This window comes from Halobacteria archaeon AArc-dxtr1, assembly GCA_025517425.1.
Lineage (GTDB): Archaea > Halobacteriota > Halobacteria > Halobacteriales > Natrialbaceae > Halostagnicola.
Window position 1 is genome coordinate 31,397 of the sequence record JAOPJY010000003.1, and the last position, 18,150, is coordinate 49,546.

Consider the following 18,150-nt stretch of genomic DNA (forward strand, 5'->3'; position numbering starts at 1 on the left):
ACGACTCCGATGAGTGAGCTACTCGCCGACGGTCCCCACTCCTGCAGTCGCCGATCGTTTCTCGCCTCCGGTGCGGTCGGCGCGACGGTGGCGACGAGCGGCTGCATTCAGCGGCTCCGAAACGCCGTCACCCGCGACCCAGTCGAACAGCTATCGCTGACGATTACCACTCTCCCCTCGGACGACGACAGGGAGGGCGTCCAGATCGCACGCTATCTGCAGCGCGTTCTCGAGGACGCAGGGATAGACGTCTCTCTCGAGGTGCCGACCCACTCGTCGTTTCTGCGCACGATTCTCATCAATCACGACTTCGACTGCTTCGTCGCCCGCCACCCCGGCTCGACGGATCCGGACTTCCTCTACGAGGCGCTTTTCTCTCAGTATGCGCCCGAATCGGGCTGGCAGAACCCGTACGGGTTTACCAACCTCGCGTTCGACGAGTTCCTCGAAGAGCAGCGCCACGCCGACGGAGCCGAGCGCGAGGACGCCGTCGAGCGCCTTCTCGAGGCGTTTCTGGTCGAACGACCGTTCGTACCGATCTGCGTTCCCGAGGAGAATCGCGTCGTCCGCACGGATCGATTCGACGGGTGGGATACCGCCCATCCCGCAACGCGCCTCGGGCTGCTCGAACTGGAGCCACTCGACGGTACAGACCAGCTTCGCACGACCGTCATCGACGCACGTCTCTCCCAGAACCTCAACCCGCTCGCGGCGGAGTTTCGAAATCGCGGAACGGTCGTCGACCTCCTCTACGACTCGCTGGCGACGGACGGACCCGATGGACTCGTCCCGTGGCTCGCCGAGGAGTGGGAGTGGGACGAGGACGGAGACGGCGGCGGGACGCTCGCAGTCACGCTTCGCGACGACCTCACGTTCCACGACGGCGAGCCGTTGACCGCCGACGACGTCGCCTTTACCTACGAGTTCATCGCCGACACCTCGCGTGGCGACAGCGCCGTTGCCTCCCCGTCGTCCCGGTACCGGGGCCTTGCGTCGGCCGTCGTCGATGCCGCCGCCAACAGCGGCGACGAGCGCTCGCTGACGCTCTCGATTGAGGCCGGCGAGGCGGTTGCCGAACGGGCGCTGACCGTTCCGATCCTCCCCGAACACATCTGGGATGATCGTGCCGAGCAGGTAACCATCCCCGGCGTCCAGATCGCACAGGGCACGACGGAGGCGCTAATCGCGGATAACATTCCAGCCGTGGGGAGCGGGGCATTCCAGTTTGACAGTCGAACCGAGCGCCAGCACCTGACGCTCGAGCGATTCGACGATCACTTCACCCAACGTGGGGACGTCGACCTCCCGTCTGCCGACGTCGAGTCGATCCGATTCCAGATCGATCCGCGGAGTACCTCCGCGATCGAAATCGTTGCCGACGACGCAGCCGACGTAACGCTCTCGACGCTCGAGACGTACGCCATAGATGCCGTCGAAGAGGGCGACGGCGTCGAGTTGCTCGAATCGCCGTCGCCGACGTTCTACCACGTCGGCTTCAACGCCCGGTCGGAACCATTCAGCAATCCCCACGTTCGACGCGCGGTCTCGCAGCTCGTCGACCGCGAGCACATTGTCGAGACCATCTTCGAAGGGTACGCCAGCCCGACGGCCGTCCCGGTCGCCGAGGAGTGGGTGCCCGACGACCTGGCTTGGGACGGCGCCGATCCCGTTGCACCGTTTCTCGGAACCGACGGCGAGATCGACGCCTCGGCCGTCCAAGAGGAGTTTACCGACGTCGGCTTCGCGTACGACGAGGGGGGTGACCTCCTGGTGAGACGCTGATGCTCCAGCAAGTCCTGCTCCGGTTGGCGGTCGTCGTCACCGCGATGATCCTGCTCGGGATTGCGCTGTTCGTCGGCCGGTACCGGCTTCGGGATACGCTGTCTGAGTGGCGCAGCCGGGTCCGGGCAACGGTGCCGATCGTGATCGTCCTCGCGTCGGTGCTCGCGCTAAACGGCGTCGCGAGACAGCGCGTCCCCGACATCTCCGAGATGATCGGCTGGCAGCTCACCGGCACGATCTACGACATCGAGGGGGAGTTGATCGTCCGGCTACAACAGTACGCGACGCCGGAGCTCACAGCATACTTCTCGTTCATTTATATCTACGCATACATATTCATGCTCATCTTCCCGGTTATCGCCTACTTCGCGCTCTCGAACACCAGGCCCCTCCGGGAACTGCTCGCGGCATACACGCTGAACTACGTGCTCGGAATTTTGCTGTATACGTTCGTCATCGCTCTCGGGCCGCGCAATATTATGCCCGAAATGGTTGAGGCCCTACTGTACGACACCTACCCGCGTTACCAGCACCTCACCCGCGAGGTCAACCGCAACACGAACGTCTTCCCCTCGTTGCACACCTCCCTGGCTGCGACCGTGACCTTTCTCGCGTTCCGGACCCGGGACGTCTATCCGAAGTGGTTTATCGTCGCCCTCTGGCTCGGAATCAGCATCGCTATCTCGACGATGTATCTCGGAATCCACTGGGCGATCGACGTCCTCGCCGGAATCGGCCTCGCGTACGTCTGTGTCGTGTTAGCTGGCCACCTCGTCGGCCGCTGGTCGCTGTCGGCGGTTCTGGCACCTCGTCTCCGCGCGGTTCGCGGACGAGGAGACGACTGAGACCTCCCCGTCGCCGGTGGTCCGATCACCTCTCTTGCCGTCGGTGTCTGAGGACGACGATCCCCGCGAGCAGCGCAACTCCCAGCGCCCCGATCAGGGGCCGGATTGGGTCGACGTAGGTCGCCAGCCAGGACGCGCTAAACAGCGCGACGAGGACGGCGTTGCAGTGCGGGCAGGCAACGGCCAGGAACCCACCAACAGCTCCGCCGTAGGCACAGCCGTCGCCGCCACAATCAGAGAGGACCATTCGCTGACGAACGTAGCCAAAGACCAGTACGGAGGTAAGAAACAGAAAGCCGTAGTCGAGTGCCGTTCGGGGCACCATTCGGTCGAACACCGGCGTTGGAACGAGACCGGTGATCACGCCGGTCGCGAGGAAGAAGCCGGCTGCGGCGAGTGCGGGGTAGAAGACTGCGTTTCGATTCGATTGCACGGGATACTCGTTCGACTCTGCGGACAAAAATCGGTCGGGAGAGCCCGACTGCGTTCGGAGCTGCCAGAGCCTCAGTCGTCGTCTTCGATCGCGTCGGCGATGCGCTTTAGCGCTCGAGTCTGATCACGCATCTCGTCTCTGAGCTGTCTGACCTCGCGGACGAGCTCTTCGTTGCCCACGTCGCTCTCGCCACCTCGACCGGCGCCCGGACCGCCGGGGCCGCCGCCACCCATCATGCCACCCATCATCTGGGCGAACGGGTTGCCGCCGCCACCCATGCCGCCGGGTGGGCCGCCACCGCCGCCGAACGGGCTCTCGGGGCGCTCGCCGTCCTCTTCGGCCTCTTCTGCGCGCTGCTCGCGAATCTCTTCGACGCGCTCGCGGAAGGACTTTTCCTCGTCGGCGCCGTCGTCTCCGGGTTCGTTTTCGGGTTCGTCCGACATAGCTGCGGATTCTGTACCACCGCGGAAAAGGATTACCATGTCTTCGGGATCGCTGATACGTTCGTCGTCGGTTCGAAGCGTCTACGATCGCACCGCTCTAACGGCCACCATGGCAGGTCGTGTCCACGCAATCTACGTCGCACCCGAGCAGGGAGCCCCGATGGAGCGAGTCGACCAGGTCCGGGCGGTTGCCGGTCGCGGCCTCGTGGGGGATCGCTACTACGACGACGAGGGGACCTTTGTCGACCGCGAGGGCTGTGCGCTCACACTGATCGAGCGTGAGGCGTTGCTCGCGATCGAACGCGAGTACGAACTCACACTTGCGTCCGGCGCTCACCGGCGGAACGTGATCACGACTGGGATCGATCTCGAGACGCTGGTTGAGGGTCGGTTCAGGGTCGGTGAGGCACTCTGCGTCGGGATCGAACCTTGCGATCCCTGCGCGTATCTTGAGCGCCAGCTCGGACGCGAGGGAGTTCGCGAGGCGCTGGCCGATCGGGGTGGGCTCCGCGCTCGCATCCTCGACGGTGGGACGATCGGCGAGGGAGAGGCAGTCCGGCCGCGATCTGATTCGACTGCACCGAGCTGACTGTATACCGTGAGCTGATTCGAACAACATGCACTGATATCGACCAGTGGTGTCTGTTTGTGGATCTCTGATCGCTCTGGAAAGAACCGACAGCCACTTTTCCGTGCTTTCCTGAGCGATACGTGAGGCCGGAGCACTCAGACCAATGAACGAGCCAGGAATGCAGTCGCTAATGGATCAACGGACACTCGACCGACGCGTCCAGGCCGGAGAGATGCCACAGTGGGTCACGGACCACTGGGAGTCGTTTCAGGATGGCCTCCTCGGACAGCGAAACGACAGCCCGTTCCCCTGTTTTTTCGGCGCGGAGTCCGTCGAGAACGGCGACCCCCTCTACACCGCCGTTCCGTCGATGAGCGACGCTGACGCGCTGTTGACGCTACGAGATCGGATCCTCGAGTACCTCGACACCTACCGCGATCACTCCGATCGCGCCTCGCTGGTCACGTTCTTCAAGCCCCCTGCACAGCCGATGTCCGAGCGCGAGTACCACGATGCGCTCTGGCACATTCTCCAGACTCTCCACCTTCACGACCCCGAACCGTGGCCCGACGACATTCCGACCGATCCAGATGACCCGTATTGGGAGTTCTGTCTCGGCGGCGAACCGATGTTTCCGACCTGTCGCGCTCCCTTCTACGAGACGCGCAAGAGCCGGTACTGTCCGATCGGTCTCGAGATCACGTTCCAACCCCGCGCCCTCTTCGAGGAGATGGACGTCACCGCCGACACCGACTTCGGCCAGCACGCACGCGACGTGATCCAGGATCGACTCGAGGAGTACGACGGGGTCTGTCCCCATGCCGATCTTGGAGATTGGGGCGTCGAGGGCGACCGAGAGTGGCCCCAGTACATGCTCTCTTCGGACGAGGAGCAGGCGCCGTCGGCGTGTCCGATCACGATCTCTCGGGAACACCCAAAGCCCGGCGCGAGGCTGCCCGAATGACCGCTCCCAGAACCGGCGAGATTGCCGACGACGCGGTCTTGGTGGTGATCGATCTCCAGGAGGGGTTCGACGAGCCAGCCTGGGGAGAGCGGAACAATCCAGACGCCGAGGAGCGTGCGAGCGATCTCCTCGAATACTGGCGCCGGACGGATCGCCCCGTCGTCCACGTTCGCCACGCCTCGACCGAGCCTGACTCGCCGCTTCGCCCCGACCGTCCCGGATTCGCCTTCAAACCCGAGACAGCCCCCTTGCCGACCGAAGCCTCCTTCGAGAAGTCGGTCAACGGGGCGTTCGTCGACACTGATCTCGACGCGTGGCTTCGCGAGCACGGCTTCGAGACGCTAGTTCTCGTCGGATTGACGACAGACCACTGTGTCTCGACGACGGCCCGTATGGGAGAAAATCGGGGCTTTGAGGTCTGTGTGGTCGCGGATGCGACGGCGACGTTCGACCGGACGCTAGACGGAGAGCGCTTCGATGCGGATCTCGTCCACCGAACGGCGCTTGCCCATCTCGACGGCGAGTTCGCGACGATACGTCGGACTGATGAGATTCTCGACGCCTGAGAGTGCCCGGTCGCGATCTCTTTTCCGAGCCGTTTCACCCGAACGAGCCGAGCGAAGACTGGAGTCGTCGACGCGACTCACCAGTCTCTACCTCGTATCCCACCAGATCGCGCATGTCCACGGCGTAGCTCGTCCCACCGGTTTCGAGCACCAGCGTCCGTCCCCGTACCCCCTGGACGGTCCCTCGAGCAACTGTCTCGCGAACGGGGGTTCGGTCGAGGTCGAGACCGTACTCGAACTGGTAGCGGTCGATAACGTCGAATTCGGCGAGTAGCTCCTCCCAGGCGGGCTCGTCGAGCGGGGCCGCAAGCGCGTCGATCTTGGCGTCGACACGGACGCGGTCGACCAGGTCGTTAGCAATCTCTGCTTCGAGTTCGCGGGCGATTCGACCGTTCGAGACGGTGTGAATGTGCGCTGCGCGCTCGGCGCCCTGCTCGCGCAGGCGCGTCTCGAGGCGTCGGTGTTTCGTGACGCCGACTTTGAATACGTCGGGTGCGAACGCAGCGAGGTAGACCGCGTGTTCCTGATAGCAGTCCATCTCGGGTTTCAGGCAGGTGCCGGTACAGCGCGCACAGATCCACGTGCTGGTGTGGGACTCGCAGTAGGGCGTCTTGGGGCGGTCACACGAGACGTGTTCGTCACCGTCGACGACGCCCGCACAGCGACGCTCGCCGAGCGTGTAGGAGAGCCCCGTTCCTGGCTCGAGAGGCTCACGGCGCACGCGACCTCCCTCACTGACGAGCAGCGCCGACCCCCGACCGCTCGGCTCGTATCCGACGAGTTGCACGGCTGTTCTTCGAGGCGGACCGAAAAAGGCGTAGCGTTACTGATTGCGGCGCTGTCGACGCCGGCGACTCGATCTGAGATCACGTCGGACGCCGGTGGTGAGTATCCCGATTGGAACGCCGACGATTGCAGCACCGGCGATGACGAGCAAGACTACTGTCGGCGGGAGCAGCGCGACGAGTGAACCGACAGAGGGATCCGATTGCAGGGTCATCTGAACGTCTTCTGGATTCATCGTGAACGCGACGAGTGCGACGACGAACGCGTACGTAAAGCCAATCGAGAGGAGCGTTCTGATCGGACGTGAGATCATCCGTTCACTGTGGTGGCGGATAGACGCGACCAACACGTCAGGGTGACGAAGTCCGCGACGAAGCAAATCGGAGCGGGATCGGGAAGACATGGCTAACACTCTGCGCGGACGACGATATACATACTGGTGGTTACGAGTGTCCAGTGAACCTGTGTGTCTCGTTTCAGTCCGTTCTGCGCTACAGCAACGCACGAGATTCGGCGGCGACCGACGCCGACAGCGAAGTCCCTAAACCATCCCACTCCTAACCGCCGCCTATGCAAGCGCTGGTCATCGCAGCCCACGGGTCGCACCTGAACCCGGACGCCTCAGATCCGACCTACGCCCACGCGGACGCCATCCGCGAAACGGGCGCGTTCGACGAGGTCAGAGAGGCGTTCTGGAAGGAGGAACCGCACTTTCGCGAGGTGATCCGCACCGTCGAAGCCGACGAGGTGTTCGTCGTCCCGCTGTTTATCAGTGAGGGGTACTTCACCGAGCAGGTGATCCCCCGCGAGCTTCGTCTCGAGGAGTGGGATCCCGAGCTGTGGGACTCGGACGGAACCGACGCCGCTCACGTCACCCTGGAGGCGACAGACGTCGACAAGACGGTCCACTACTGCGGCCCTGCCGGCACGCACGACGCGATGACCGACGTCATCGTTGGGCGCGCCGAGAGCGTGACGAACGACGCCGACGTTGGAGAGGGGTTCGGCCTCGCCGTCGTCGGGCACGGCACGGAACGAAACGAAAACTCCGCGAAGGCCATCGAGTACCACACCGAGCGCATCCGCGAGCGCGACCGCTTCGACGAGGTCAAGGCGCTGTTCATGGACGAGGAGCCCGAGGTCGACGACGTCACGGACTACTTCGAGAGCGAGGACGTGGTCGTCGTCCCTCTCTTCGTCGCCGACGGCTACCACACCCAGGAGGACATTCCAGAGGACATGGGGCTGACCCAGGACTACCGTCTCGGCTGGGACGTTCCCGCGACGGTCGACGGCCATCGGATCTGGTACGCCGGCGCTGTCGGCACCGAGTCGCTGATGGCCGACGTGCTTCTCGAACGGGCGGCCGATGCGGGTGCCGCCGTCGGTGACGCGAGAGCACGCCTCGGTACCCACTCGACCGAGACCGGGACCGACTCCGGGGTGAACGCCGGGACGGGTGACTGACGTGGCACTCTCCGACCAGACGGTCGCAACACTCCGAGATGCGGCCGACGACGGCGGCGTCGCGTTCGACGGTCTTCGGGTGGAAACGGACGAGGCGGGCTATGCCGTCGAGACGCCAGCGGGAGCCGAAACCGGGCTCTCAGCCGACGACCTCCCGGCGGCACTAGAAGCGGTCGCCACGCACGTCACGAACTGGCGCTACTGGCAACACACCGTCGGCGGCGAGGGGACGGCTCGCCGAGCATTCTTGCGCTGGTGTGAACGCGCACCGATCGCGGATGCCAGTCCCGACGAGAACGGAGAAGACCTCGCCGTTCCGGACCGTTATGGGGCCCTGCGCGACGGGATCGTCCGCGAGTGGGGACAGCTCCAAATCACCGCTCGGGTGCCGGCCGACGACGAACACGCTGCCGGCGAGGAATCAGCGGACGACCGGGCAGACGACGAGCGTGCGTCAGGCGGCGAGCGTACGTCGGCCGGCGAACGCGTCTACGACCTGCGACACGTCGCTGACGTCGACGCCGAACGTGGCGAACTCGACGTCTACGACGATCCGAGAGCGGCCCGTGAGATCGCCACTGCCGACGAGGACGGACGGTACCGGCCGCTGAAGACGGCGCCGACGCTCGCTTCCGGCTGGATCTTTCCTGACCTCTCGGGTGCGGAGCTCGTCGAGACCGTCGGCTTCTTCTACCCCGCGACGATCCAAAACTGGCACCGTGAGCACCGGGGGAGCTTAGACGTCGACCACTGGCTCGGGACCGCACAGCGCCAGACGGGCATCTACGACGTGATCGACGAACTCCCTCGAGAGGCCGTCGAGTGGATGGCAGAGGCCTGCTGTGTCGACTCGCAGTGTCTCAGGCGTCGCGAGTGGCAGTACGAGGAGGGCGACGAGCTCGCCGTCGACGGCGGCGACGGAGCGTTCCCCTGTCGGGAGCCCTGCTCGCTCGTCGTCGCGGCGGCCCGGAAATGGGCGATCCTCGAGAGCGAAGAGGAGAAGACCTGGCAGCTCGAACTCACCACCAGCGAGTTACATCAGCTCGAGGCACTGATCGACGCCGTTGCAGACGGGCGAACCGACGAGATTCGAGAGGCAGACGTCTACGAAGGAGCAAACCGGTATCGCGCGCGCTATCTGCGAGCCAAGCGATTCGAGGACGGCGAGCTTCCGGCCGTCGAGCGAGACGGCGAGCTTCCGGCCGTCGAGCGAGACGGCGAGGACTAGCTGAGCGCCCTCGACGCGCTCGATACCCGGCCGACAGCTACGAGACCAACAGGAAGCCGGCGACACCGACGCCCGCGAGAACTGCGAGCAATCCGGCTACGGCGACGACGCCGCCGACCACCGCGGTCGTCGCGAGCCCGATTCCAAGCGCCGCGACGCCGAGGGCGACGACGCCGAGCGTCGCCGGATCGATTGTCGAGTCGTCGACGACCCGTTCGAGGGCTGTCGATTCAGCTGGCTCACGCGAGGGAGTCGAGAGTGTCTCGTCGACGTCGATCGGGGACGGTGCCGGTTCGGCGGTCACCTCGACGTCGACGGTCTCGGTTCCGTAGCCGATCGAGACCGAGAGCGTCCCGGTTACTGGATCGTCGATTTCGGCGACGGTGACCGGGATTGCGAGGCGCTCGTCCGGTTTCACGTAGTGATTCGAGTGATCGATACTCGCGACCGCGTCGAGATCGCCGTCGATCCGGCAGTGGGCGTGGGCCGGGACGCTGTGGCCGCGCAACAGCAGGTCGAACGAGCCGGAGACGCTCACCGCGTCGGTCGACGCCGCGAGCGACTCGCCGCCGTTGCGGTTGACGTCGATCGCGATGGGGTGAGCGGTGCCGGACACGAGTGGTCACCTACGCGGGAGTTTCTTCGCGCATATCTGGTGGCAGCAGGTTCGGGATCCCGTCCTCGATCGGGTAGCGCTCGCCACACTCGCTACAGACCAGGGTTCCAGAGATGATCTCATCGCCGTCGTACTCGGCGTCCTCGAGTTCGAGGTCGTGTTTGTCCAGTGGGCAGCAGAGGATATCCAGTAGCGACTCCTTCATGGTAGAACACCTGATCGCGGGGAGCAAAAGGTTTCGGGAACCGACCGGTCAGCGGTGGTGCCGGTTTCAGTCAGACAGCCGCGACGGCAGGTTCGTCAGTGAAGCCGTGACCGGCTCGTCTGCTCGTTCGAGCGTGGCTACTCGTAGGGGTTCTCGACGACGACGGTCTCTTCGCGGCCGGGACCGACACCGACGGCGTAGATCGGCGCGTCGAGTTCGTCGCTTACGTACTCGAGATACGTGCGGGCGTTTTCCGGAATCGCCTCGTAGCCCTCGTCGGCGACGGTGGCCCAGTCGACCTCGGGCCAGCCCTCGAACGTCTTGAGATTCGCCTCACACCGAGCCCACTGCTCGGTCGTCGGCGGAACGGTGAATATCTCCTCACCATCGAACTCGTAGCTATGGCCAACGTTCACTTCCTCAAGTCCCGCGAGGACGTCGATATGGTTGATCGCGAGGCCGGTGAAGCCGTTGGCACGCGCGGCGTGGCGCAACATTGGGATGTCGAGCCAGCCGACGCGCCGGGGACGACCGGTGACGGTGCCGTACTCGCCGCCTTCGTCACGGATGTCGGTCGCGAGTTGCTCTTCAGCCTCATCCGCTCCCACGTCTGCGTCGTAGTCGGGCGTCTGGCCTTCAACGCCGCCGAGTTCGGTCGGCAGCGGGCCGGTTCCGACTCGCGAGAGGTAGGCCTTGACGATGCCGACGACCTCGCCCCGCCCGACCGTCGTCGGGCCGAGGCCCGTGCCGACGGTTGCGCCGCCCGCCGTCGGGTTCGAGGAGGTGACGTAGGGGTAGACCCCGTGGTCGATGTCGATCGAGGTTCCCTGTGCCCCCTCTAACATGACGTTCTCGCCGGCGTCGATGCGCTCTTGCAGGAAGGTGCCACAGTCGACGGTCATGTTCTCGTCGGCGAGGCGCTCGCCGTACTCGCGGTACGTGTCGTAGAGGTGTTCGATGTCGAACTCCTCGCCGGTCTGCTTGCCGAAAACTTCCTCGGCAAGCGCTTTTTTCTGCGGGACGACGTACTCGAGCCGTTCGCGCAGCACCTCGGGGTCGAGTAAGTCGCCGACGCGGACGCCCCGTCGGCCCGCCTTGTCCTCGTAGGTGGGGCCGATGCCCCGACCCGTGGTGCCGGCGGCGAGATCCTCTTTCTCGTCTTCCTCGATCCCGTCTAACGCGCGGTGGTATGGGAGGATGACGTGGGCGCGCTCGGCGACGCGGACGTCCGGTTCGAGCCCGCGCTCGCGCAGCGCGTCGATCTCCTCGAACAGGGTCTCGGGGTTAACGACGCAGCCGTTTCCGAGGACGCCGATCTTCCCGCGAACGGCGCCGGAGGGGACCAGCGAGAGCTTGTACTTCGTCCCGTCGTGGACGACGGTGTGTCCTGCGTTGTCCCCGCCCTGATAGCGGGCGACCACGTCGGCGGCGTCGCCGTAGAGATCCACGACACCACCCTTGCCTTCGTCGCCGAGTTGCGCCCCGACGATGGTGACGGTCATAACAGCGCGGGCTTCTTGCCGTGCCGATATACAGATTACGGTCTGGTCGCCTCAACCACCCCAGAGAGAACGCACGCCGACCGCCGTGGCGACCAGATCCGAATCGTTAACTTCTCTCACGCACGACATCGTACCACAATCCTCGTTCTCTTCCGAGAGAGTAACATTTAAACGGCGGAAAGACAAGTTAACAAATGCCATGATAGACCGACTGGAGAAGGAAGTCGATATGCTGGAACGGCATCTGCAGGTCCTGAAGATGGTCATCGAGAACGAACCGATCGGGATCGTGAAAATGTCCAACGAGACCGGATACCCCCACCACAAGGTGCGCTACTCGCTGCGCGTCTTAGAGGAGGAGAACCTCATCGAGCCCTCGAGCCAGGGTGCGATCAAGACCGAGCGTACCGCGGAATTCGTCGACGAACTCGACGACAAGATGGACCACATCGTCGAGAAACTCGACGGGATGAAGATCGAAGACGTCGCCGAGATCGAAGGCTAACCGCGCTTATAGCTCTGGAACCGTCAGGTGGAAGCCCCCGTCACGCGCTTCGACCAGACAGAGATGGTACCCCTGTTTTCGGGACACGGTGACGTAACTCTGTTTTGAACTGCGGCTCAGGAAGCCACGCTTCGTCGCTTCCTCCGTTACCGCGAGCGCGCCCGGCTCGAAGTAACTCGTCGTCACACTGATCGCTGCGCCGAAGTCGGGGTAGGCTGCGGTGACCGCGGAGGCCGCCTCCTCGATCTCCTCGAGCATCTCCTCGGTCGCTGGCTCTCGCGATTCGTTGAACATCACCGCGACCAGCGGCGTCCCCATCTTGTCGAAGGCGACGAGGTCGAAGTCCACCTCGGTGGGACCCTCCTCGTTCTCGTCTTCGTCCAGCGAAATTCCGGCGTGAAGCTCGATGCGGTCGATACGCGGGATGACGTCGTAGAGGTCTGCCAGCCCGGCCGTGTGACCGGTGTCCCGAATCTCGAACAGCAGCGTTTCGGTCAGCCAGTCGACGAACTGGTACTCGATCGTCGAGGCGAGAAACGCGTCGAAGGGCTGTCCGGTTACCGTTACCTCGTCGGCGTCGAACTCGGTGTGGTGTTCGAGCTGGAGGTTCGACGAAACCTCGCTTCGCTCCGCACTGCCCTCGTGGGCCGCGTTGAGCGTCGGATCGCTTTTCGAGGCGTATCGGACGAACAGATTGGTTCCCGGCAGCGCTCGTTCGGGCGAGAGCTGCTCACCGCCGCCGCTGCCCGAACCGACGTCTAAACTTCGCGCTCGCTCCTGCTCGAGCTGTCCTTCGAGTGACTCGATTCGTCCCTGCAGTTGCTCGATCGTCGAGGCGAGTTCCCGGTTCTTTGCGCGCAGTTTCTCCCGGTCGTCCTCGAGTGCCTCCTGCTTTGCGACCAGTGCATCCCGCTGATCGGTGACCTGCTGTAGCTGCTCGGTGAGTGCGGCGAGTCTGTCGCCGGCAGCTCGCTCCCCTCCCGCCTCGCCACCGCCTGCTGCCTGCGAGGCGACGTCGGCCGTGGCCTCTTCCCCGACTGCACTCGCTGTTTGGCCGCGTGAACGCTCCCGCTGGCCGGACGTGTCCGCACTCGACTGATCGGGCGCTTCGTCCGGCGTCGGCGGCTGTGACCGCTCGGGGTCGATCGACGGAATGCGCCGCGTCTCGCGCCACTGTGCCTCCTGCTCGAAGCGCGCCTTTTGGTCGCCGTCCTCGCTGCTCGCCGCCTGCCCGCTCTCTTCCTGCGGTGTACTGGCTTCTTGACTGGTGGGCTTCTCGGGCGATTCGGGAGGCACTGTCGCGTCGCCGCTGTCGGTGGTCGACTCCACATCGATCGTCTCGTCGCGGTCTTCGGCAGCACCACCTTCCGTCGGTGTCGACTCGTCCGGTCCCGACTCCACGCCGGCTTCCGCCTCGTCGTCTGGAGGAGAACTGACACCGTCGTCGGATGCGTCCTCGACGGTCTCGCCGGTTTCGGGCGAGGCGCTCCCGGTGTCGTTGTCTGTCTGTGGACTCACGGAGTGGCTCGAGCCCGAATTGACGGGTGAATCGGATTCGGGCGCCGCGGCGGCCGCATCGACGGCGCCGTCACTCGGTCCGGCCGCCAGCGGATCCGTCTCGCGCTCGGTTGGCGCTGTCTCGGTGACCGGTTCCGTCTCTTCACCCGCCCCGTTATCGAGCTTCGGATCGTCTTCTCCGGCCGCAGACACGGCGTTTTCGGTGACTGCCGTCTCTGGTTCAGGGACGCTGGTCGTCGGTTCGGTAGTGCTGGTCGTCGGTTCGGTAGTGCTGGTCGTCGGCTCGGTGGTGTTTTCTGTCTCTGGTTCGGGTTCGTTCGGGCTCGGAACGTCGGTAACCTCGATGTCGACGTCGACGACCTCGTAGATGCCGACCTCGTCGTCGGCGCGTTCGAAGGCCTCGTCACCCGTGAGGAGGCGCTCTGAGTTGCCGATGTAGGCCGCCGCCATCCGGCGCCCGCCGTAGTAGACAGCGTAGTAGTCGCCCGAGAGCACCTGCTCTGAGAGTTCGACGTAGCCGGTAAACGAGCCATTCTGCAGCGTGCTATCGACCTCCGACAGTGACGTCTCGTTTGTGTAGTAGTTCGCCTGCGTCGAGCCACCCTGTGCTTGCATCGCACAGAGGAGCGGAAGTGAGGGTGCCGGTGCGGCGTAGACGGTGCCTGAAGCGTGTTCGAAGTCGTCGATGGTGCCGTCGACGACGCCGACGATACGGCCGTTGAGCATAAACAGCCACGACGGTCCGGTCGTGACCGCACCCGAGAAGCCGTTGTTCGCGAGCGTGGTGAGTTCCTCGTACCCGCCGCTGAAGGTGCGGGAATCCCAGCGCTCGACGCGCTCTTGCGTGCGCGAGTCCATGCCGCCAACAAGCCGGAACCGGACTAAATACGTTTCGCCTAGATCTTCGATTCGGCGTCGTCGGCGAGCTCTTGCATCCGCTTGCCGATCCGGCCGGCGCTCGAGAACTCGTCTTCGCTCATCGCACCCGCGAGCGCGTTCCCAAGCACGAAGACGGCGTGTTTGTGTTCGCTCTTGGATTTGTGAACGTGGGAGGGATCGACGTCGAGCTGGTGATAGGCGTCGAAGAGGCTCTCGTCCACCTCCTCGCGCTCCGAGAAGTACTCCATGATGACGACGAGCTCTTGGTGGAGCTCGAGGAGTTCGTCCTTGTGCATACACCGCCGTACGAACGGTTTCGGTTTAAGGGTTGTGTGCAATTCGGACACATATCGGCGCGGCACTCGCGAGGCGTCCGTCCCGTCTCGGGAGGCATTTACTGTCGCCACATCGCTGCTGCCAGCAGGAAGATCCACGCGCCAAACGCGGCGGCAGCGAGCAGTTCGGGCACCGCGAACCACCCCATTGGATCCTCACCGACTCGCCGCGAGAGCAGCCATGCCAGCCAGATTACTGGCTGGCTGATTCCGAGCCAGATCGAGGTCAGTCCCAGCCGGACTCGCTCCGTGAGGACGAGCCCAGACCCATACATCCACTGAGCGACGGGGCCCAGCGCGAAGTACAGCAGGGCTGCTGGACCGTGGAGATCGGTGCCGAGGTAGACGTCAGTGTGATCGAGGAAGAACACGCCGACGCCGACGAGAGAGATCGTCGCGACGGCTACCAGTGCAATGCCCGCGCGTTCGAGAGTGGCCTGGCTTTCGATCCAGAGACGCCACGCAAACGGGATTCCGAGCAGACCACCCAGCACGAGACCACCGTTGAACAGCCAGAACGTCTCCGCGCCGAGACGGCCCATATCCGAGAGGGCGCGATCGCTCCAGGTGAACGTCTCTGTGGGTGCCAGCAGCGACGAGAGGACGATCGTACCGATCGCGACGAGTGGAGCCAGTAGGCCGCAAGCGGCTGCGGCTCGAACCGCCTGCTGGTTCCGCCCGCGATATGTCTCCGACATATCGGTCCGATCAAACTAGAGTCACATCAAGTTACCCCACGGGCGGGACAGTCACGTCGATGGAGTGGGTTAGGAACCCGACGTTGGAAGCACGACCGTGACAACGTTTCCGCCCTCGGGATGGGAGTCGTACTGCAACTCGCCGCCGAGTTCCGCGACAATCCACGACACTAACCAGAGACCGAGTCCGCTCCCGTGGCGAAGCGGGGTGATCTCGTCGGCCTCGAAGATGAGGGTTCGCTGGGTCGGATCGATTTCGGGCCCTTCGTCAGCGACGGAGAGTGAGACCGCGCCGCCCGACCGGTCTACGGCGACCGAGACGCGTGGCTCGTCGATCTCGGCGTGTTCGACCGCGTTTTCGAGAAGTTCCTCAACGGCGGCCTGGAGGCGCGGATCCACCGAGACGTCTGCTTCCTCACCCACGTGGAGTTCGACCGTCGCGGCCGGGTAGCGGTCCTGGACGGTTGCCGTTGCATCCGACATGATCGCCACGAGCGAAACGGGATCACGTTCGGCGTCACTCTCCAGAACGGTGTCGACCAGCGTCTTGGCGCGTTCGGAGAGGTCGAGTAGCCCGGCGGCAGCCGTCGCCACCTCCGTCGCGTACTCGACGTGGCGCTCGTCTTCGAGTTCGTCTGCGAGGAGGTTGGCAAAGCCGATGACCGCGTTCAGGTCGTTTCGCATATCGTGGCGCAACACCCGATGGAGGACAGTGAGCTGCCGTTCGCGGTTTTTCAGCGACGTGATGTCACGCCCTTCGGGTACCAGCCTCTGGACCGTTCCGTCGTCGTCGCTGATCGGCCTGATCGAGAAATCGATAACCGCCTGGCGCGCCTGACCACGGATGGTGAGTTGCTCTCTGAAGAATTCGCCCTCGCTGGCGCGCTCAACCCCGCGACGGACGGTCTCAGTGGCGCGATCTGTCTCGATCCAGTGAGTCTCCCACAGGGGCTTTCCGACGACGTCATCGCGATTTAGTCCACCGAACTGCAGGGCCGTCTCGTTGATTTCGACGACCGTTCCGTCAGCCTCTAGCAGGCCCGTAAACTGGTAGGTGTTGTTGAAGACGGCCTCGAACTGTCGCTGGCGGCGCTTTCGACTCGATAGATCGCGAAAGATGCCGGTGAATAGCTGTCTCCCATCGTATTCGTGCTCGCGCAAACTGATCAGCACTGGGACCTCGTGGCCCTCGCGGTGGAGCGCCGGCAGTTCGACGCCATCCCAGTCGATGTGTTTCTCACCGGTTCTGACGTACTTCTTCAATCCCGCGAGGTGAGCGCCCTGGAGCCGTTCGGGGATGAGTTCGAGCTTCGACTCACCGATCAACTCGTCCGGACTGTAGCCGAGAATTGTCTCGATAGCGGGGTTCGCGTAGACGATCGTGCTCGTCTCGTCGATCGTCAACACGCCTTCGGAGGTGTTCTCCACCAGCGTCTCGAAAAAGGCCGAATCGGTCCGTGGATCGATCCGAGCCGACTCGCCATCTCCTGGCTCGTCGTCGCCGGTCCGGTTTCTCACGTGCTTCACAGAGCCGCGGCCTGCATAAACGTGTTCTGGCTCACAATTAGTGAACCACCGATCCGTTCGCGCGCTCAGTCTGCGGTGGCCGTGACGTCATCCTCGCGGTGACCGGCGGGGAACCACGCGAGTTCGTGGTCGGCCGTCACACGGACGGCGACGCGCTCGTCTAAGTCGATGTGGTCGGAGTGGTTGTGCATGCACTCGATGGTTTCGCCGGTGTCCAACTCGACGCGGTAGAGGACCGTCGGTCCGAGATAGCGCCGGTAGACGACGGTGCCGTCGGCCTCTGCCTCGTCGGCGACCGGGTAGGCGGTGACGTCGTCGGGGCGGACGAGCAGGTCGATCCACGAGCCGTCGTACTCGGGGACGAGTCCGTGGACGTTCTCTCGGAGGACCCGACCCAGCGAGGTGTCGACGTGGTCGCCCCGAACCGCGCCAGCCAGGAAGCTCGCGTGACCGAGAAAGCCCGCAACGAAGCGAGACTCGGGCTGCTGGAAGATCTGTTCGGGCGTGTCGATCTGCTCGATCGTCCCGGCGTTCATCACGGCGACGCGATCGGAGACAGAGAGCGCTTCCTCCTGGTCGTGGGTTACCGAGATGGCGGTGACGCCGGTCTCTTTGATAATCCGCCGTACCTCCTCGCGCATCTCTACACGCAGATCGACGTCGAGATTGGAGAACGGCTCGTCGAGCAGGAGGATTTCCGGCTCGGGTGCGAGCGAGCGAGCCAGCGCAACCCGCTGTTGTTGTCCCCCCGAGAGCTGCTCTGGTCGGCTCGAGCCGTGCTCCGTGAGTCCGACCAGTGCGAGAAGATCGTCGACGCGTTGTTCGCGTTCGTCCGCCGGGAGGTCCTGAATCCCGAACGCGACGTTCTCGCGGGCAGTCATGTGCGGAAAGAGGGCGAACTCCTGAAAGACGACTCCAATCCCGCGCTGTTCGGGTGGATGGAATTGGCCGTCGCCGGCGACGGCCTCCTCACCGAGCCGGATCTCTCCGCCATCCGGCCGCTCGAGGCCCGCGATGAGCCGGAGCGTTGTCGTCTTTCCACAGCCAGAGGGGCCGAGTAGCGTCAGAATCTCGCCATCGCGAACGGAAATCGATAACTCAGAAATGACGTCCTCGTTCCCGTACTGCTTCGATACGCCCTCGAGTTGGAGGACGGGTTCGCTGGTCGCGCCAGCGCTCGCACTCGACCTCGCCGAATCGGAGCGCCCGCGTTCGGCTATCGTTCCGTCCTCGGTAAGCAGTTGTCCGTTCCCCATGGGGCCTCGCCCGGCTCGAGCCGG

Annotated in this window: 20 protein-coding genes; 8 read left to right on the plus strand and 12 right to left on the minus strand. The window is 64.3% G+C overall.

Annotation, left to right across the window (positions count from 1 at the left end):
- Positions 1-9 precede the first annotated feature (9 nt).
- Together OB905_11910 and OB905_11915 are read left to right on the plus strand one after the other, a co-directional pair.
- Positions 10-1,782, plus strand: a complete 1,773-nt coding sequence (locus tag OB905_11910) for an ABC transporter substrate-binding protein (GenBank protein ID MCU4926679.1) — start codon at positions 10-12, stop codon at positions 1,780-1,782.
- Positions 1,782-2,627 carry a phosphatase PAP2 family protein gene (locus OB905_11915; GenBank protein ID MCU4926680.1) on the plus strand — a complete coding sequence of 282 codons (846 nt, stop codon included), beginning with the start codon at positions 1,782-1,784 and terminating at the stop codon, positions 2,625-2,627. Before OB905_11910 ends, OB905_11915 begins: the two co-directional genes overlap by 1 nt.
- A 25-nt stretch (positions 2,628-2,652) precedes the next feature.
- Here the strand turns inward: OB905_11915 and OB905_11920 are convergent, their stop codons facing one another.
- Together OB905_11920 and OB905_11925 are read right to left on the minus strand one after the other, a co-directional pair.
- Positions 2,653-3,060: a hypothetical protein gene (locus OB905_11920; protein ID MCU4926681.1), complete on the minus strand. Its 408-nt coding sequence runs from the start codon at positions 3,058-3,060 to the stop codon at positions 2,653-2,655.
- A 71-nt stretch (positions 3,061-3,131) separates the two neighbouring features.
- On the minus strand, positions 3,132-3,542 hold the full coding sequence (locus tag OB905_11925; GenBank protein ID MCU4926682.1) for a hypothetical protein: 411 nt from the start codon (positions 3,540-3,542) through the stop codon (positions 3,132-3,134).
- A gap of 70 nt (positions 3,543-3,612) precedes the next feature.
- On the opposite strand from OB905_11925, the gene OB905_11930 reads away from it, so the two are divergent.
- From OB905_11930 to OB905_11940, 3 genes are all read left to right on the plus strand, one after another.
- On the plus strand, positions 3,613-4,092 hold the full coding sequence (locus OB905_11930) for an MOSC domain-containing protein (protein ID MCU4926683.1): 480 nt from the start codon (positions 3,613-3,615) through the stop codon (positions 4,090-4,092).
- Positions 4,093-4,237: 145 nt separating this feature from the next.
- Positions 4,238-5,038 (plus strand): YqcI/YcgG family protein, encoded by an 801-nt coding sequence (locus OB905_11935; protein ID MCU4926684.1) that lies wholly within the window; start codon positions 4,238-4,240, stop codon positions 5,036-5,038.
- Positions 5,035-5,604 (plus strand): cysteine hydrolase, encoded by a 570-nt coding sequence (locus OB905_11940; GenBank protein MCU4926685.1) that lies wholly within the window; start codon positions 5,035-5,037, stop codon positions 5,602-5,604. Before OB905_11935 ends, OB905_11940 begins: the two co-directional genes overlap by 4 nt.
- A 34-nt stretch (positions 5,605-5,638) precedes the next feature.
- Here OB905_11940 and OB905_11945 read toward each other — a convergent pair whose 3' ends face one another.
- Entirely contained in the window at positions 5,639-6,391 is a 753-nt protein-coding gene (locus tag OB905_11945) for a DUF2797 domain-containing protein (protein ID MCU4926686.1), read from the minus strand.
- 36 nt (positions 6,392-6,427) lie between these two features.
- Positions 6,428-6,703 carry a hypothetical protein gene (locus OB905_11950; GenBank protein ID MCU4926687.1) on the minus strand — a complete coding sequence of 92 codons (276 nt, stop codon included), beginning with the start codon at positions 6,701-6,703 and terminating at the stop codon, positions 6,428-6,430.
- Between the two features lie 257 nt (positions 6,704-6,960).
- Here OB905_11950 and OB905_11955 point away from each other — a divergent pair, with 257 nt between their 5' ends.
- Both OB905_11955 and OB905_11960 read left to right on the plus strand, forming a co-directional pair.
- The gene (locus OB905_11955; GenBank protein ID MCU4926688.1) at positions 6,961-7,857 is read left to right on the plus strand and encodes a hypothetical protein; all 897 of its coding nucleotides are present in this window, start codon (positions 6,961-6,963) and stop codon (positions 7,855-7,857) included.
- A 1-nt stretch (position 7,858) separates the two neighbouring features.
- A complete protein-coding gene (locus OB905_11960) occupies positions 7,859-9,085 on the plus strand; it encodes a DR2241 family protein (protein ID MCU4926689.1) in 1,227 nt (408 codons plus the stop codon).
- A 37-nt stretch (positions 9,086-9,122) separates the two neighbouring features.
- On the opposite strand, the gene OB905_11965 is transcribed toward OB905_11960, so the two are convergent.
- The 3 genes from OB905_11965 to OB905_11975 form a co-directional block, all read right to left on the minus strand.
- Positions 9,123-9,701 (minus strand): hypothetical protein, encoded by a 579-nt coding sequence (locus OB905_11965; protein ID MCU4926690.1) that lies wholly within the window; start codon positions 9,699-9,701, stop codon positions 9,123-9,125.
- A gap of 10 nt (positions 9,702-9,711) precedes the next feature.
- Complete coding sequence (locus OB905_11970) at positions 9,712-9,906, minus strand: methytransferase partner Trm112 (protein ID MCU4926691.1); 195 nt, start codon at positions 9,904-9,906, stop codon at positions 9,712-9,714.
- 137 nt (positions 9,907-10,043) lie between these two features.
- Positions 10,044-11,408, minus strand: coding sequence for an adenylosuccinate synthase (locus OB905_11975; protein ID MCU4926692.1), 1,365 nt, complete (start codon positions 11,406-11,408; stop codon positions 10,044-10,046).
- Positions 11,409-11,607: 199 nt separating this feature from the next.
- Between OB905_11975 and OB905_11980 the strand changes: the two genes are divergently transcribed.
- A complete protein-coding gene (locus OB905_11980) occupies positions 11,608-11,913 on the plus strand; it encodes a hypothetical protein (GenBank protein MCU4926693.1) in 306 nt (101 codons plus the stop codon).
- Between the two features lie 6 nt (positions 11,914-11,919).
- Here OB905_11980 and OB905_11985 read toward each other — a convergent pair whose 3' ends face one another.
- From OB905_11985 to OB905_12005, 5 genes are all read right to left on the minus strand, one after another.
- Complete coding sequence (locus tag OB905_11985) at positions 11,920-14,289, minus strand: transcriptional regulator (GenBank protein MCU4926694.1); 2,370 nt, start codon at positions 14,287-14,289, stop codon at positions 11,920-11,922.
- A 38-nt stretch (positions 14,290-14,327) separates the two neighbouring features.
- Positions 14,328-14,606 (minus strand): UPF0058 family protein, encoded by a 279-nt coding sequence (locus OB905_11990; GenBank protein ID MCU4926695.1) that lies wholly within the window; start codon positions 14,604-14,606, stop codon positions 14,328-14,330.
- A gap of 98 nt (positions 14,607-14,704) precedes the next feature.
- Positions 14,705-15,343: a DUF998 domain-containing protein gene (locus OB905_11995; GenBank protein ID MCU4926696.1), complete on the minus strand. Its 639-nt coding sequence runs from the start codon at positions 15,341-15,343 to the stop codon at positions 14,705-14,707.
- A gap of 69 nt (positions 15,344-15,412) precedes the next feature.
- Positions 15,413-16,861, minus strand: coding sequence for a PAS domain S-box protein (locus tag OB905_12000; GenBank protein ID MCU4926697.1), 1,449 nt, complete (start codon positions 16,859-16,861; stop codon positions 15,413-15,415).
- Positions 16,862-16,935: 74 nt separating this feature from the next.
- Positions 16,936-18,126 carry an ABC transporter ATP-binding protein gene (locus OB905_12005; GenBank protein ID MCU4926698.1) on the minus strand — a complete coding sequence of 397 codons (1,191 nt, stop codon included), beginning with the start codon at positions 18,124-18,126 and terminating at the stop codon, positions 16,936-16,938.
- Positions 18,127-18,150: the final 24 nt, after the last annotated feature.

What these genes read in the sequence shown, in the direction of transcription:
- OB905_11970 (MCU4926691.1), bottom strand. Translation starts at nt 9,906, where the DNA reads ATGAAGGAGTCGCTACTGGATATCCTCTGCTGCCCACTGGACAAACAC.
- OB905_11910 (MCU4926679.1), top strand. Translation starts at nt 10, where the DNA reads ATGAGTGAGCTACTCGCCGACGGTCCCCACTCCTGCAGTCGCCGATCG.
- OB905_11980 (MCU4926693.1), top strand. Translation starts at nt 11,608, where the DNA reads ATGATAGACCGACTGGAGAAGGAAGTCGATATGCTGGAACGGCATCTG.
- OB905_11925 (MCU4926682.1), bottom strand. Translation starts at nt 3,542, where the DNA reads ATGGTAATCCTTTTCCGCGGTGGTACAGAATCCGCAGCTATGTCGGAC.
- OB905_11985 (MCU4926694.1), bottom strand. Translation starts at nt 14,289, where the DNA reads ATGGACTCGCGCACGCAAGAGCGCGTCGAGCGCTGGGATTCCCGCACC.
- OB905_11935 (MCU4926684.1), top strand. Translation starts at nt 4,238, where the DNA reads ATGAACGAGCCAGGAATGCAGTCGCTAATGGATCAACGGACACTCGAC.
- OB905_11915 (MCU4926680.1), top strand. Translation starts at nt 1,782, where the DNA reads ATGCTCCAGCAAGTCCTGCTCCGGTTGGCGGTCGTCGTCACCGCGATG.
- OB905_11930 (MCU4926683.1), top strand. Translation starts at nt 3,613, where the DNA reads ATGGCAGGTCGTGTCCACGCAATCTACGTCGCACCCGAGCAGGGAGCC.
- OB905_11990 (MCU4926695.1), bottom strand. Translation starts at nt 14,606, where the DNA reads ATGCACAAGGACGAACTCCTCGAGCTCCACCAAGAGCTCGTCGTCATC.
- OB905_11975 (MCU4926692.1), bottom strand. Translation starts at nt 11,408, where the DNA reads ATGACCGTCACCATCGTCGGGGCGCAACTCGGCGACGAAGGCAAGGGT.
- OB905_11995 (MCU4926696.1), bottom strand. Translation starts at nt 15,343, where the DNA reads ATGTCGGAGACATATCGCGGGCGGAACCAGCAGGCGGTTCGAGCCGCA.
- OB905_11940 (MCU4926685.1), top strand. Translation starts at nt 5,035, where the DNA reads ATGACCGCTCCCAGAACCGGCGAGATTGCCGACGACGCGGTCTTGGTG.
- OB905_12005 (MCU4926698.1), bottom strand. Translation starts at nt 18,126, where the DNA reads ATGGGGAACGGACAACTGCTTACCGAGGACGGAACGATAGCCGAACGC.
- OB905_11950 (MCU4926687.1), bottom strand. Translation starts at nt 6,703, where the DNA reads ATGATCTCACGTCCGATCAGAACGCTCCTCTCGATTGGCTTTACGTAC.
- OB905_11955 (MCU4926688.1), top strand. Translation starts at nt 6,961, where the DNA reads ATGCAAGCGCTGGTCATCGCAGCCCACGGGTCGCACCTGAACCCGGAC.